12 protein-coding genes, 1 other RNA gene and 1 other annotated feature are annotated in these 14168 nt (G+C 38.8%); of the genes, 3 read left to right on the top strand and 10 right to left on the bottom strand.

The window, feature by feature from the left end:
- Positions 1-5 precede the first annotated feature (5 nt).
- The 5 genes from recD2 to cymR form a co-directional block, all read right to left on the bottom strand.
- Positions 6-2381, bottom strand: a complete 2376-nt coding sequence (gene recD2 / locus ML543_RS05910) for an SF1B family DNA helicase RecD2 (RefSeq protein WP_243386222.1) — start codon at positions 2379-2381, stop codon at positions 6-8.
- 21 nt (positions 2382-2402) lie between these two features.
- On the bottom strand, positions 2403-3062 hold the full coding sequence (locus tag ML543_RS05905) for a tetratricopeptide repeat protein (protein WP_243386541.1): 660 nt from the start codon (positions 3060-3062) through the stop codon (positions 2403-2405).
- A 200-nt stretch (positions 3063-3262) separates the two neighbouring features.
- Positions 3263-4375 carry a tRNA 2-thiouridine(34) synthase MnmA gene (gene mnmA / locus ML543_RS05900; protein ID WP_243386221.1) on the bottom strand — a complete coding sequence of 371 codons (1113 nt, stop codon included), beginning with the start codon at positions 4373-4375 and terminating at the stop codon, positions 3263-3265.
- Positions 4376-4395: 20 nt separating this feature from the next.
- The gene (locus ML543_RS05895; protein ID WP_243386220.1) at positions 4396-5538 is read right to left on the bottom strand and encodes a cysteine desulfurase family protein; all 1143 of its coding nucleotides are present in this window, start codon (positions 5536-5538) and stop codon (positions 4396-4398) included.
- 43 nt (positions 5539-5581) lie between these two features.
- A complete protein-coding gene (gene cymR / locus ML543_RS05890; RefSeq protein WP_243386219.1) occupies positions 5582-6001 on the bottom strand; it encodes a cysteine metabolism transcriptional regulator CymR in 420 nt (139 codons plus the stop codon).
- 162 nt (positions 6002-6163) lie between these two features.
- Between cymR and ML543_RS05885 the strand changes: the two genes are divergently transcribed.
- Complete coding sequence (locus ML543_RS05885; protein ID WP_243386218.1) at positions 6164-7429, top strand: replication-associated recombination protein A; 1266 nt, start codon at positions 6164-6166, stop codon at positions 7427-7429.
- A 368-nt stretch (positions 7430-7797) separates the two neighbouring features.
- The gene (locus ML543_RS05880; protein WP_243386217.1) at positions 7798-8010 is read left to right on the top strand and encodes a hypothetical protein; all 213 of its coding nucleotides are present in this window, start codon (positions 7798-7800) and stop codon (positions 8008-8010) included.
- A 217-nt stretch (positions 8011-8227) separates the two neighbouring features.
- Here the strand turns inward: ML543_RS05880 and ML543_RS05875 are convergent, their stop codons facing one another.
- Positions 8228-8995 (bottom strand): tRNA threonylcarbamoyladenosine dehydratase, encoded by a 768-nt coding sequence (locus ML543_RS05875; RefSeq protein ID WP_243386216.1) that lies wholly within the window; start codon positions 8993-8995, stop codon positions 8228-8230.
- Positions 8996-9286: 291 nt separating this feature from the next.
- Between ML543_RS05875 and ML543_RS05870 the strand changes: the two genes are divergently transcribed.
- Entirely contained in the window at positions 9287-10024 is a 738-nt protein-coding gene (locus tag ML543_RS05870) for an alpha/beta fold hydrolase (RefSeq protein WP_243386215.1), read from the top strand.
- A gap of 18 nt (positions 10025-10042) precedes the next feature.
- Here the strand turns inward: ML543_RS05870 and ssrS are convergent.
- The 4 genes from ssrS to ML543_RS05850 all read right to left on the bottom strand — a co-directional run bounded on the left by ssrS (position 10043) and on the right by ML543_RS05850 (position 14049).
- Positions 10043-10231, bottom strand: a non-coding RNA gene (gene ssrS, locus ML543_RS05865) — 6S RNA.
- Between the two features lie 70 nt (positions 10232-10301).
- The gene (gene aspS, locus ML543_RS05860; RefSeq protein WP_243386214.1) at positions 10302-12080 is read right to left on the bottom strand and encodes an aspartate--tRNA ligase; all 1779 of its coding nucleotides are present in this window, start codon (positions 12078-12080) and stop codon (positions 10302-10304) included.
- A 14-nt stretch (positions 12081-12094) separates the two neighbouring features.
- The gene (gene hisS, locus ML543_RS05855; RefSeq protein WP_243386213.1) at positions 12095-13363 is read right to left on the bottom strand and encodes a histidine--tRNA ligase; all 1269 of its coding nucleotides are present in this window, start codon (positions 13361-13363) and stop codon (positions 12095-12097) included.
- A gap of 234 nt (positions 13364-13597) precedes the next feature.
- Positions 13598-13830: a binding site (T-box leader), on the bottom strand.
- A gap of 51 nt (positions 13831-13881) precedes the next feature.
- Positions 13882-14049 carry a hypothetical protein gene (locus ML543_RS05850; protein WP_243386212.1) on the bottom strand — a complete coding sequence of 56 codons (168 nt, stop codon included), beginning with the start codon at positions 14047-14049 and terminating at the stop codon, positions 13882-13884.
- Positions 14050-14168: the final 119 nt, after the last annotated feature.

Below are 14168 nucleotides of genomic sequence, written 5' to 3'. Positions count from 1 at the left end.
CATTTTTATTGTGTTTCTGCTTCCATAAAATCATAAGGCGTAATGTTTTCCATCCCGATATTTGCATCGTGAACACTAAATGGAAGTTGCTTTTGTAATGCTTCCAGTTCATCATCCATCCCCAACCACTCGATTAGTGACGTTTGACGTTTGTAGTCTTCATTTTGACGAATGCCCATTTTAAGTGCATCCACTTCACCACAAAGAATCAAAAACTGCTTACTTCGTGTAACGGCTGTATAAATCAAATTTCTTCTCAACATTCGATAGTAACTTTTTACAATAGGTAAAATGACAATTGGAAACTCGCTTCCTTGTGATTTATGAATAGAGCAGCAGTACGCATGCGTAAATTGGTGAAAATCTTGTCGGGTATAGGTCACTTCGTTTCCATCAAATGAAATAACAATTAAATCTTCTTTTTCTGTATTCTCGCGGGAATAAAAAATCGAAACGATTTCTCCCATATCCCCATTAAACACATTGCTCTCCGGTTGGTTTACGAGTTGCAACACTTTATCTCCCACACGATAAACGATAGGTCCAAATTGTATTTCACGTTTTTGCTCTGATTTAGGATTTAACGTTTCCTGAAGCATTGTATTTAATTGGTCAATACCGGAAGTACCACGATACATTGGCGCTAACACTTGAATCTCTCGTGGCGAATATCCCTTTTTCACAGCATTTTCTACTACTTTCTGTACAACTTCCTTCACTTGATTACTTTTGCAAGGTAAAAAGGAACGATCTTTCGTTGGAGAGAGAATATTGTCTGGAAGTATTCCGTTACGAATATCATGCGCTAATTCAATAATTGATGATCCTTCTGCTTGACGATAGATCTCTTTTAGTCTGACAGTTGGAATAACATCCGCCTTTAATAAATCGCTTAATACCTGCCCTGGTCCTACAGAAGGGAGTTGATCTTCATCCCCTACTAAAACGACTTGAATCGTTGATGGAAGGGCCTTAAACAGTTGATTAGCTAGCCAAGTATCCACCATCGAAACTTCATCGACAATCAATAACTTACCATTTATCGGGTTTTCCTCATCAAAATGAAACCCTTCTTGACCATTCCAACCGAGAAGTCGATGAATCGTTACAGCGGGTAATCCCGTTGCTTCACTCATTCGCTTGGCAGCTCGCCCAGTTGGTGCAACTAGCAAAATGGGAAAGGCTTCGTCTTTTTTGTATGAATCCACATCTAAAGAAATGCCATGCAAATCCGCATATATTTCAACAATCCCTTTTATAACGGTAGTTTTCCCTGTACCAGGACCACCTGTTAGCAACATCATTGGTGAATGGATGGCTCGTTGGATCGCTTCTTTTTGTGATGGAGCATATTGGACATTCATTTTTTCTTCAAGTCTTCCTAGAGCAAGCAAGAATTCAGATTCAGGAAAAGCGTCTTCATATTCCTTTTGTTGTAACAGGCGTTCAATGCTAGACGATAACCCTTTTTCAGCAAAGTATAATGAAGGGATATACAGTCGGTCCTGCTCGATAATTAATTTCCCGTCTTCAGATAAAACGAGGAGCTCTTGATCGATATGGCTTTCTTCTATCGCATCTTCCCCTCTTTGATTAAGCAATTGCATTGTTTTTTGGATAAGTTGTTTCTTTTTTAAAAACACATGTCCTTCTTGTATACAATCATGTTCTAATGTATATAAACAGGCCGCTTTAATTCGATCTGGATGCTGTCCTGAAATCCCAATTTGACTACCTAACTCATCCGCTCGAATAAATCCAATCCCTTCTACGTCTTCTACCAGTTTATACGGATTCTTTTGAATAATTTCTATGGTAAGATCCTTGTATGTTTGATAAATTTTCATGCCGAGCTGAGGTCCAAAGCCTAGTTGATTTAATGAAATCATAATTTGTTCTAGTCCTTGGTGCGATTTAACCGTTTCGATTATCGTTTTCGCTTTTTCTTTATGTAACTTCGGCACGCGATTTAGAGCATCTGGATTTTCCAAAATAATAGAGATCGCTCGTTCACCAAGTTCTGCAACAATCGCCTCTGCCGTTTTCTTTCCAATTCCTTTAAAGAGATCGCTTGATAAGTACTGAATCACACCTTCTTTCGTCTGAGGTAACTCTTTTCGAAAGTGCTCGGCATGAAATTGCTCCCCGAACTTCGGATGTAATTTCTTTTGTCCCGTAAACGTATACGTATCTTCTAAATTGAGAAGAGGGAAATAGCCTGTCACAGTTATATGTTTATCTGAAAATGATTGATTCGTTTCTGTAACACGTAATTTTAAAACGGTATAGAAATTTTCTTCATTTTGATAAACAAGATGTTGAATGACTCCTTTGACATACGGTTTTTGTTCATGAAACATCTCTAACTGCTCATTTTCCATTCTTCCCCCTCCTTCCAGCCATTAATTCTTTTGTGCTTCTTCAATCACTTTTTTCGCATTTCCAGCGAGTAAATGATCTGGTTGTATAGCTAGCGCCTTTTCAAACATTTCTAACGCTTTTGCTACATTCTCTTCGTACGCATATGCAACGCCTAAATTGTAATACGCATCAGAATGACCACTATCAAGCTCGATTACTTTTTCAAGCTCACTTTTTGCAGCCTCCATTGCCCCTGTTTGTCCAAGGCACAATGCAAATTGGAAGCGGGCCTCAACATCTTCCTCTTTTAACTCTACAGCTCGCTGCAAATAAGGAAGAGCAAGACGAGGCTGTTCTAAATGATGAATGGACATTCCAAGCATATAAAACACATCGCTATTTTCCAAACCACTTTTCATCGCTTTTTCAAAGAAATCTTTCGCTTTATGAAAGTCATTTTGATTGAAGCAAACGGTTCCCGCTCCGTAATAGGCAGTCGCTGTTTTATCATCTAGCTCAATAGCACGTTCAAAAAATCGAAGCGCACGACCATAATCTTGTAAAGCAGCTAATAAATTACCGAAATTAACATATAAAACAGGATCATTCGGATTTTCTTCAATCGCTTCTGTAAAATGTTTCGCTGCCTCTTCAAAATTCCCCTCTTGCATCGCTTGAATACCGCGTTCATTTTTTGTCATCATTTGCAATTCTCCTTTATTAATTATGAAACTATTCCGTAACGATTCTCATTCAAATACTTACTAGTATTATACTTACTTGAATCAATGCGTTACATCTATAACTATGTACATTATACATGCAATCCTGACAGAAATTAACCGGTGTTTGTCGAAGACAAAAATGCCCCAACATCATCATGTTGAGGCATTTTTCCGTACTATCCTACATAAGTTAAACGTGCACCATCTTTATAAATCTCGTCAATGGTTCCTCCACCAAGACATACTTCTCCATTGTATAAAACAACTGCTTGTCCTGGTGTTACAGCACGAATTGGCTTTTCAAATGTGATTTTCGCTCGATTGTTATCTAACATTTCAACACGAACTTCGTTGTCAGGTTGGCGATAACGGAATTTGGCTGTACAAGCTACTTCACCTGTTGGCACTTCATCCGAAACCCAGTTCATGTTGACTGCTATGATGGAATCTGAGTATAGCAACTCGTTTTCAAATCCTTGATCCACATATAAGATGTTTTTTTCTAGATCTTTTCCAACAACAAACCAAGGTTCACCGCTTCCGCCGATTCCGAGGCCTTGACGTTGGCCAATCGTATAATACATTAATCCATCATGCTTTCCTTTTACTTCGCCATCCATGGTTTGCATTTCACCAGGTTGAGCTGGTAAATATTGACTTAGGAACTCCTTAAAGTTTCGTTCGCCAATAAAACAGATACCTGTACTATCTTTTTTGGAAGCAGTAGCAAGACCCGCCTTCTGGGCAATTTCGCGAACTTCTTTCTTCTCTAAGTGTCCTAATGGAAACATCACTTTCGAAAGTTGCTTCTGCGAAAGTTGATTTAAGAAATACGTTTGGTCTTTATTTGGATCTTTCCCACGAAGCATTTGATATTTGCCGTCTCGATATTCCACTTGAGCATAATGCCCAGTAGCCACATAATCCGCCCCAAGAGCAAGCGCATGTTCTAAAAATGCTTTGAATTTAATTTCCTTGTTACACATGACATCCGGGTTTGGGGTTCTACCCGCTTTATATTCATCAAGGAAGTACGTAAACACTTTATCCCAATATTGCTTTTCAAAATTTACCGCATAATAAGGAATCCCAATTTGATTACACACGCGAATGACATCATTGTAATCTTCCGTTGCGGTACAAACACCATTCTCATCTGTATCATCCCAGTTTTTCATAAAGATACCGATGACCTCGTATCCTTGTTCTTTCAACAATAAGGCTGCAACAGAGGAGTCCACTCCCCCGGACATCCCAACGACAACACGTTTATTTTTATTGTCATTCATTCCTTTCACCTCCAGTATTTCTAAGCTGTTAACCGTTGAACAACTTGTGCGACTTTTACACTCGCAGCTTGAATTTGATCGATTGTGTTACCAAGACCAAAACTAAAACGAATGGAGGACGTCACCTTTTCCGAGTCTTTTCCAAACATCGCAACAAGCACATGAGATGGGTCAACTGAACCCGCTGTGCAAGCGGAGCCGCTTGAGGCTGCAATGCCAACTAAATCTAGATTCACTAACAACGTTTCAACATTCGTGCCAGGAAAATGGATATTTAAAATATGAGGAAGACCCTCGTTCTGTTCTCCATTAACTTCAAATGTAAGACCATATTCTTTAAAGGTATCAACCATCGATTGTTTAAACTGTTGATATTCCTTAACTTTTTCTTCTCTTAGAGATTCAGAAATTTTCACAGCTTCGGCAAAGCCAACTATTCCATGAACATTTTCTGTTCCCGCGCGACGCTTTAACTCTTGCTCACCACCATACGATATTGGCGCAAGCTTCAGCCCTTCACGTACATATAAAAAACCCGTTCCTTTTGGGCCATTAATTTTATGACTTGATGCACTTAATAAATCAACCTGCAACTTTTGAACATCGACAGAAAGTACACCGAATGCTTGTACAGCATCAGTATGAAAATAAGCTTGGTGGTTCGCTAATATCTGCCCGATTTCTGAAATGGGCTGTAGTGAGCCGACTTCATTATTTCCGTACATGATCGTGACTAATATCGTATCATCACGCAAGGCTTCTTTGAAATCTTTCATTGAAATGACACCTTTTTCATTTACAGGTAAATATGTCACTTCAAATCCAATCGATTCTAAGTGTTTGCAAGCGTGCAAAGCTGCGTGATGTTCAATGGTTGTCGTAATAATATGTTTTCCTTTTTGTTGGTGTGCCATTGCAGTCCCAACAATCGCCATATTATCTGCTTCCGTTCCTCCACTTGTGAACACAACTTCTTTTGCACTCGCATTAATCACGGATGCAATCGTTTCTCTCGCTTCATCAAGTAATCTTCGACTATCCCGTCCAAATGCGTGTATACTAGAAGGATTCCCAAACACCTCTTCCATAACGGGGACCATTTTTTCTAAGACATTTGGGTGGATTGGCGATGTAGCTGCATGGTCTAGATAGATTCGTTCCATTTTCTATCACCTCTTTAAAAAGTCCCTTTGCTTATTATAGTGATTAAATATAAAACATGTAAGCATCTTGCTCATTATCGTCAGTAAAACTCGCTAAATCTTCCAATGTTGTATTATCCAGCACATCCTTAATGGCATCACGAATTTTGATCCATAAATGACGTTTTGCCGGCTCTTCGTCTTCAATTCCTTCAACAGGTGTGATTGGACCTTCAAGTACGCGAATAATGTCTCCAGCAGTAATATTTCGTGGATCATCTGCTAATATATATCCACCATATGCTCCGCGAATACTTTTAACAAGACGAGCGTTACGTAAAGGAGCAATGAGTTGTTCTAAATAATGTTCTGATAAATTATGCGTCTGCGCAATGCTCTTTAATGAAGTAGGGCCTTCACCATAACGTTTCGCTAATTCAATCATAATTGTCAATCCGTAGCGTCCTTTAGTTGAAATTCTCACTTTTATACACTCCTATTTTTTGTTAAACATTAAATTATTCTTATATTCTTTTATATCAATGTCTGATGACCGCACTTGCTCATATAACTTTAAACTTTAGTCATTATAGCATATTATCATAATATAGAGTATCGTACACATGGATAGAAATAGGTGAATTTCATGAAACCATTAGCATTTAGAATGAGACCGACCTCAATTGACCAAATCGTCGGTCAACAACATTTAGTTGGTAAAGGAAAAATTATTGAACGAATGGTGCGAGCAAAACAATTAACATCCATGATTTTATTTGGCCCACCCGGAATTGGGAAAACATCAATCGCTACAGCTATTGCTGGTAGTACCAATACGCCCTTCCGATCACTCAACGCTGTTATTCATAATAAGAAGGACATGGAAATCGTCGTTGAGGAAGCAAAAATGAGCGGGCAATTGATTGTCATTTTAGATGAAGTTCATCGATTGGATAAAGCAAAGCAAGATTTCTTACTTCCTCATTTAGAAAGTGGGAAAATTATATTAATTGGCGCGACAACGAGCAATCCATATCATGCGATAAATCCTGCAATTCGAAGCCGATGTCAAATCTTTGAATTAAAGCCACTTGCGCCAGAAGAAATCATGATTGCATTGAAGCGATCTCTTACCGACTCAAGAGGGTTAAAAGATTTTAACGTTCAAATTACCGATGAAAGCCTAAATCACATAGCAGTTTGTTGTGGTGGAGATATTCGAAGCGCAATGAATGCATTAGAACTGGCAGTCCGTTCTTCGGAAGTAGACGAGAATAATGTAGTTCAAATTGATTTAGAAACAGTGGAGGAATGCATTCAAAAAAAGAGCTTTGTTCACGATAAAGATGGAGATGCCCATTATGACGTTTTATCCGCTTTTCAAAAATCCATTCGTGGCTCTGACGTTAATGCTGCACTTCATTATTTGGCTCGTCTCATTGAAGCAGGGGATCTCTTTTCTATTGCCCGGCGTCTTCTAGTTATTGCATATGAAGATATTGGACTTGCCAACCCACAAGCTGGACAAAGAACACTGGCAGCAATTGAAGCGGCTGAACGTGTTGGCTTTCCTGAAGCGCGAATTCCCCTAGCAAACGCGGTCATTGAACTTAGCTTATCCCCTAAGTCAAATTCAGCCTACTTAGCCATTGACCATGCGTTAAAAGATTTGAAGCTAGGTGTGACCGGAGAGGTTCCTCTTCACTTGAAAGACGCACATTATAAAGGGGCTACACAATTAGGTAGGGGTGTGGATTATCTCTATCCTCATGATTATGAGAATGGTTGGGTCAAACAACAATATTTACCCGACCCTATTAAAAACAAAAAATATTTTGAACCGAAGAAGACAGGGAAATTCGAGCAAGCTCTTGCTACTGTTTACGAAAATTTAAACCGTCAGTCCAAATAATCCTCTTTTTTAACGCATAATAAAGTGACCATCCGTTTAATGCTAAGATTAAAGCATCCATTTAGACAAGCATGTTACAAGTCGGAGGAATTATTGTGAAGACAAAACCGAACACATGGTCAAAAGAAGACGATGAGTTACTTGCAACTACCGTACTACAATTTATGCAGCAAGGCAAAACATAGGCAAAGGCATTCGAACATGTCGCAGAAAGCATACATCGCTCCATAAGTGCTTGTAGGTATCGTTGGAATAGTGTTTTACGAAAAAATTATGAGCATGAAATAGAAGAAGTAAAAAATGATAGAAAAAATAAAGATGCTACGGGGACTTTTACACTAACCGATTGTATCACCTACTTACAACAAGTGGCTGAGACTGAACGCAACTATGAAACATTATTAGCAGAACAACACCAGTTAAAACACGAGTACGAAAAGTTACTTGATGAAAACAAGCGTTTGAAAAGCCTTTTTCATGAAATTGTTGAAAAACAAAAGAACATGAACGGTGAACTGGAAATAATGATGAACCTAGTGGAGCAAGCTTCACAAATCATGAAAGAAGAAAATACTCATTAAAAAGCTGGTGGAAGCTTAGGAGAAAAGCGCAAAGCGCAAGTCCTTAGGCAGGGAGGCTTCCGTCAGCAGGGCCGAAGCGACCCGAGCTGATGGCGCTTGGAGCTAGACACAAAAAAACAGTAAAGAGAATACTTTAACACTTTATTGAACTTAAACTTTCTGTAACAACAAATAAAGGGTGTCCCCAGTTACTTTTGGGACACCCACCTTTTGTCTATTATTGATCATCTGAAACACGATGAATTTTAATATCTTTTAAAAGTTCATTCATGACATGAGAAGCCATAATTAAACCTGCAACAGACGGAACAAATGCGTTGGATGAAGGTGGCATTTTCGCTTTGCGAATTTTAGCCTCATCATTTCCTACTTCCTTCCGTACATCTTCACGAATAACAATTGGACTTTCATCTGAGAATACAACTTTAATGCCTTTACGAATTCCTTCTTTACGCAATTTTGTACGAATAACTTTCGCAATTGGATCCGTATGTGTTTTTGAGATATCTGCTATTTTAAAGCGTGTAGGGTCTGTTTTATTCGCTGCACCCATACTCGAAATGATCGGAATATCTCGCTTTAGACATTCTTTCATTAAATGGATTTTATAGCTAATAGTATCAGAAGCATCAATGACAAAGTCTGGTTCATAACTAAAGAACGTTTCATACGTTTCTTCTGTATAGAACATTTTTAGAGAAATAACTTCACATTCTGGGTTAATATCTGCGATACGCGCCTTCATTAAGTCAACTTTCGGTTGACCTACCGTTGAAAGTAGCGCATGAATTTGACGGTTTACATTTGTGATATCGACATCATCCTTGTCGACTAAAATTAAGCGTCCTACTCCAGATCTTGCAAGCGCTTCAACTGCAAAGGAACCGACTCCGCCAATTCCTAAAACAGCTACCGTACTACCTTTTAATATATTTAACCCTTCCTTACCAATCGCAAGTTCATTACGAGAAAATTGATGTAACAAAAAAATCACTCCAATAATTTTGTTTCACTTAGCAGTATTTTACCTGAATCAAGAATATATCATTCAACAAGTAAAAACAAGTATTTCTATCAGAAAGGTTAATCATAACTACTAAATTTAGAGAGGATTTCTCAAGCATGGAGTTAAAAAGAGGTACAACCTAAAAATTGTTGAAAACAAATTGCTTTCATCTATTATAAAGATTGGATTGACAAAATTTATCTCCATTGTCATAATAACACCATCATCCGACATCAGTGTCGGAAATTGATTGTGGAGGCGTGAAGCATCATGAAGCGATGGGGAAAACGACTTATAATCGGCATCTCAATATTGAGTGTATGCTTATTCGTAATATTTTTCATTTGGTCTGAAATTACGTATAAACCGACGGAGGAAATGTATCAAGTAATGTCAAATTCAGAGTTAGAGTATACGAACGGCATTTTAACCTTTGAAGGAGAATCAAAAATTGGTATTATTTTATACCCTGGTGGCAAAGTCGAGCCTGAAAGCTATAGTTATTTAGGTGAACAGCTTTCAGAGAAAGGATATACCGTCTACATTCCGAGTATGGCGTTCAATTTCGCCATATTTGACACACAAAAAGCGGAAGACATTATTCAGGATGCAAACCATATTGAAGAATGGTATATAAGTGGACACTCATTAGGCGGGGTGGCTGCTGCAAAATTCGCTAGTGAGCATCTCGACAAAGTCGATGGGCTTGTCTTATTAGCATCCTACCCTTCTGAAAAGGATTCTTTAAAAGAAGATTCTTTACCTGTATTATCGATTTATGCTACAAACGACGGTTTAACAACTGGAAACGATATTGAACGTTCAAAAGAATTTCTTCCGACAGGTAGTCAATTTGTAGAGGTCATCGGTGGTAATCATGGAGGGTTTGGTATGTATGGGCCTCAAAAGGGAGATGGAGACGCGGACATATCTGCGCTCAATCAGCAGAAACAAATCGTTGATTTAATTAATGACTGGATTAAGAAAACCACTAACGAAACAAAATAGCAGTTGTTCAAGAAACAAAAAAGTCCCGATTGTGCCGTCGCCATTTCCATCGTTTTGATCCCGCTCACGGCAGGTGGGTGCTCTGTTCCAACTATTCGTAAGTCCTAAACGAGTATGTTAGGCATGTACTCAAGTTGGAAACACCGAGCTCCCGATTAACGAATTGTTCGGTCAAAACTAGGTGTACGACGAACACATCAGGACGTAAAATTTTGGATTCGATTGTTGAACTAAGAATAACACAATGGCGCATGTTTTTCAACATGCGCCACTCTTTTTATTCTTCCACTTTTTGAACCACTTTCAAATGTAGCTCATGTAATTGCTCTTCGCTTACCTCACCTGGTGCTTCGGTTAATAAACAGCTTGCACTTGCAGTTTTCGGGAATGCAATGGTATCACGTAAGTTCGTGCGTCCAGCTAGAAGCATGACTAAACGATCTAATCCAAGTGCAATTCCACCATGTGGAGGAGTACCGTATTCGAAAGCCTCTAACAAGAATCCGAACTGTTCTTTCGCTTCTTCTTCAGAGAATCCTAAAAGCTTGAACATTTTTTCTTGGACATCTTTCTCAAAGATACGAATGGATCCTCCACCTAGCTCATACCCATTTAAAACTAAGTCATACGCTTGAGCTCTCATTTCACTTGGACTTGAATCAAATAAAGCTACATCCTCACGAGCTGGCATTGTGAACGGATGGTGAAGAGCATAATAACGATCTTCTTCTTCAGCATATTCCACAAGCGGCCAGTCAACCACCCAAAGGAAGTTAAAGATTGATTCATCAATTAGTTGAAGCTCTTTTCCAAGTTTTAAACGCAATGCTCCTAAAGCATCTGCAACAACTTGCTTAGAGTCCGCTACAAATAATAACAAGTCGCCAGTCTCAGCTTGAAGAGTTTGCATTAATCCATTTTGTTCTTCTTCAGTGAAGAACTTCGCAATTGGACCTTTTAATCCAGCTTCTTCAACTTTTAACCAAGCTAGCCCTTTTGCACCGTAAACATTTACAAACTCCGTCAACGCGTCAATATCTTTACGTGAGTACTTATCCGCACTTCCCTTTACATTGATTGCTTTTACTTGTCCACCATTTTCAACTGTGCTGCTAAATACTTTGAAACTTGATTCTTTTACAATTTCCGACACGTTCACTAGCTCCATGCCAAAGCGAGTATCAGGCTTATCGGAACCATATCGCTCCATCGCTTCATGATATGTCATCCGTGGGAATGGAAGAGTAACATCGATTCCCTTCACTTCTTTCATCAGCGTCGCCATCATTTGCTCCATCATCGTCATGATTTCCTCTTGACTCATGAATGACATTTCAATATCCACTTGAGTAAACTCTGGTTGACGATCTGCACGTAAATCTTCATCACGGAAACAACGCGCAATTTGGTAATATCGATCGAATCCAGACACCATTAGTAATTGTTTAAAGATTTGTGGAGATTGAGGTAACGCATAAAACTCTCCTTGATGTACACGTGAAGGCACTAAATAGTCACGGGCTCCTTCCGGTGTACTTTTCGTTAAAATCGGCGTTTCCACATCAATAAATCCTTGGTCATCTAAAAAGCGGCGTATGGACTTTGTTACATCATGACGCATTTTCAGAGTATCAAACATTGGTGTACGTCTTAAATCTAAGTATCGATACTTCAAGCGCACATCTTCTGATACTTCTGCGTTCGTCTCGAAAATAGAGAATGGAGGTGTTTTTGCACTATTTAAAATCGTAATTTCTTCTACTAAAATTTCTACTTTCCCAGTAGGAAGATTCGAATTTATTGTTCCTTCTTCACGCGCAACAACTTCTCCTTTAATATCTAGGACGAACTCACTTCTAACCTTTTCCGCAACCGCTAATGCTTCTTTCGAAACATCTGGATTAAATACAACCTGAACGATACCACTTCTATCACGTAAGTCAATAAAGATTAATCCTCCAAGGTCACGTCGCTTTTGCACCCAACCTTTGAGCGTAACTTTTTCCCCAATATGCTTCTCTGTTAATTCACCACAATAATAGGATCTACCAAACACTTGCCTCTCTCCTTTCAAACTCTTTCCTTTAAGTAAGAAGTCAGCTCATCAAGTGATACTTCCTCTTGACTACCGCTCTCCATGTTTTTCACATTGGCAATACCTTTGTCTAATTCGTCATCACCAACAACCACCACATATTTTGCTTCCAAGCGGTCTGCCGCTTTGAATTGGGCTTTCATCTTCTTATTTTCATAGTCTTTTTCAGACGAGATGCCAGCTTTTCTTAATTCTTTCAGAATCGATACCGAATGATCCTTTGCTTTTTCACCTAGCGTGACAACATAACAATCGATTCCTTTTGTAATTGGTAATTCAACTCCTTCTGCCTCCAGTGCAGCAAGAAGACGTTCAATACTTAACGCAAACCCGATGCCCGGTGTCTCTGGTCCCCCAATTTCCTGAACAAGACCGTTGTATCTTCCTCCACCACATAAAGTAGTAATGGCACCAAATCCTTCTGCATCGCTCATAATTTCAAACGCCGTATGATTATAATAATCCAATCCACGTACTAAATTAGCATCTACTTCATATTGAATTCCGATTTGATCTAAATAATAGAGAACTTTCTCGAAGTATTGTTTGGACTCCTCATTTAAATAATCGAGGATGGACGGAGCGGTTGCCATCAATTCATGCTCACGGTCTTTTTTACAATCCAATATTCGCAATGGGTTTTGATGTAAGCGAGTTTGACAATCAGAGCAAAACTCGTCAATTCTACCTTCAAAATGGTTAATTAACGCTTCACGGTGTGCCTGTCTACTTTCTTTATCCCCTAAGCTATTGATGACAAGTTTTAATTTCGTTAGCCCAAGCGAACGATATAAATCCATTGCTAATGAAATCACTTCCGCATCAATAGCTGGATCGCTCGCTCCTAGCGCTTCTACACCAAATTGAACAAATTGACGGAAACGACCTGACTGAGGTCGCTCATAACGGAACATAGGACCAATGTAATATAGCTTGACAGGCTGTTGAGGAGAAGCATACATTTTGTTTTCTACAAATGAACGAACAGTAGCAGCAGTTCCTTCAGGACGTAACGTTATACTTCTTCCTTTTCTATCCTCAAATGTATACATTTCTTTTTGAACGATATCTGTCGAGTCACCAACTCCTCTTGCAAACAATTCCGTATGCTCAAAAATCGGTGTACGAATTTCTTTATATTGATAAAGACGACAAATCTCTTTCGCTTTTTGCTCAATAAATTGCCATTTTTCTACTTGGTTTGGCAAAATATCTTGCGTACCTCTTGGAATTTTAAATCCCATTTCGTTCCACTCCTTTATTTTCTTTCTCCAAAATTTATGTAGCTAAGGCTCATTTCAAATACCTAGTTGCTTTTATCAAGGTTTAAGGTTATCCCCTTATAAAACGTGTGGGAAAGAAATGGCTCCTTCAACCGTTCGAATACCCTTTTACACCCTCATGATTAAAGCAACATTCCTTTGTTCAATAGCCTTATCGTATAAAAGCAAATAAAAAAACTCCCATCCCTACGTAAACGTAGGGACGAGAGTTGATATTCCCGTGGTACCACCCTAATTGAAGCATATAATTGCTTCCACTTCCAAGATAACGCATTGCGCGTTCACCTCCTATTCACCCTAATCAGGCTTTCAGAGGGAAACCTACGGAGTGTTCGTTCGTTAAGTCATCAAGGGAAAGCTTCCAGCCTATGACTTTCCTTCTCTGTTCTTGTGTACTCTTAACTACTTTTCTCCATCATTGGTTTGTACACTATTTGAATGTAAATCTTATAATATCATACGAACATCTATATGTCATGTCAAGTTCGTTTTAAGTATTGCTTTAAAGAATGTACCTCTCTACCTAATACCCCGAATTCACTGCTAAGCTCAAATGTCGTTTCCTGTTCTTCTAAATCATGCTTTAACAATCCATGCTGATTGTAACTAGATGTACTTGTGCGCTCATGCTTTCGGCTATAACGCATAGCAATCCCCTTTCAATACTTTCTCTCCATTTATTCTTTCCTTTTTTGGCAAAAAATATTTCAAATGGCACAAGGAACTGACGATAAAAAAAGAGAATGGGTTAACAAATAGAACAAAT

Source organism: Bacillus kexueae (genome assembly GCF_022809095.1).
Taxonomy (GTDB): domain Bacteria; phylum Bacillota; class Bacilli; order Bacillales; family Aeribacillaceae; genus Bacillus_BZ; species Bacillus_BZ kexueae.
Note: the sequence above shows the minus strand (reverse complement) of the source record. Positions and strands in the feature narration are given on the sequence as shown.

Bases quoted from the DNA above. Each gene is read 5' to 3' on its own strand.
- recD2 (WP_243386222.1), bottom strand. From the start codon at position 2,381: ATGGAAAATGAGCAGTTAGAGATGTTTCATGAACAAAAACCGTATGTC.
- ML543_RS05905 (WP_243386541.1), bottom strand. From the start codon at position 3,062: ATGACAAAAAATGAACGCGGTATTCAAGCGATGCAAGAGGGGAATTTT.
- mnmA (WP_243386221.1), bottom strand. From the start codon at position 4,375: ATGAATGACAATAAAAATAAACGTGTTGTCGTTGGGATGTCCGGGGGA.
- ML543_RS05895 (WP_243386220.1), bottom strand. From the start codon at position 5,538: ATGGAACGAATCTATCTAGACCATGCAGCTACATCGCCAATCCACCCA.
- ML543_RS05885 (WP_243386218.1), top strand. From the start codon at position 6,164: ATGAAACCATTAGCATTTAGAATGAGACCGACCTCAATTGACCAAATC.
- ML543_RS05870 (WP_243386215.1), top strand. From the start codon at position 9,287: ATGAAGCGATGGGGAAAACGACTTATAATCGGCATCTCAATATTGAGT.
- hisS (WP_243386213.1), bottom strand. From the start codon at position 13,363: ATGGGATTTAAAATTCCAAGAGGTACGCAAGATATTTTGCCAAACCAA.
- ML543_RS05850 (WP_243386212.1), bottom strand. From the start codon at position 14,049: ATGCGTTATAGCCGAAAGCATGAGCGCACAAGTACATCTAGTTACAAT.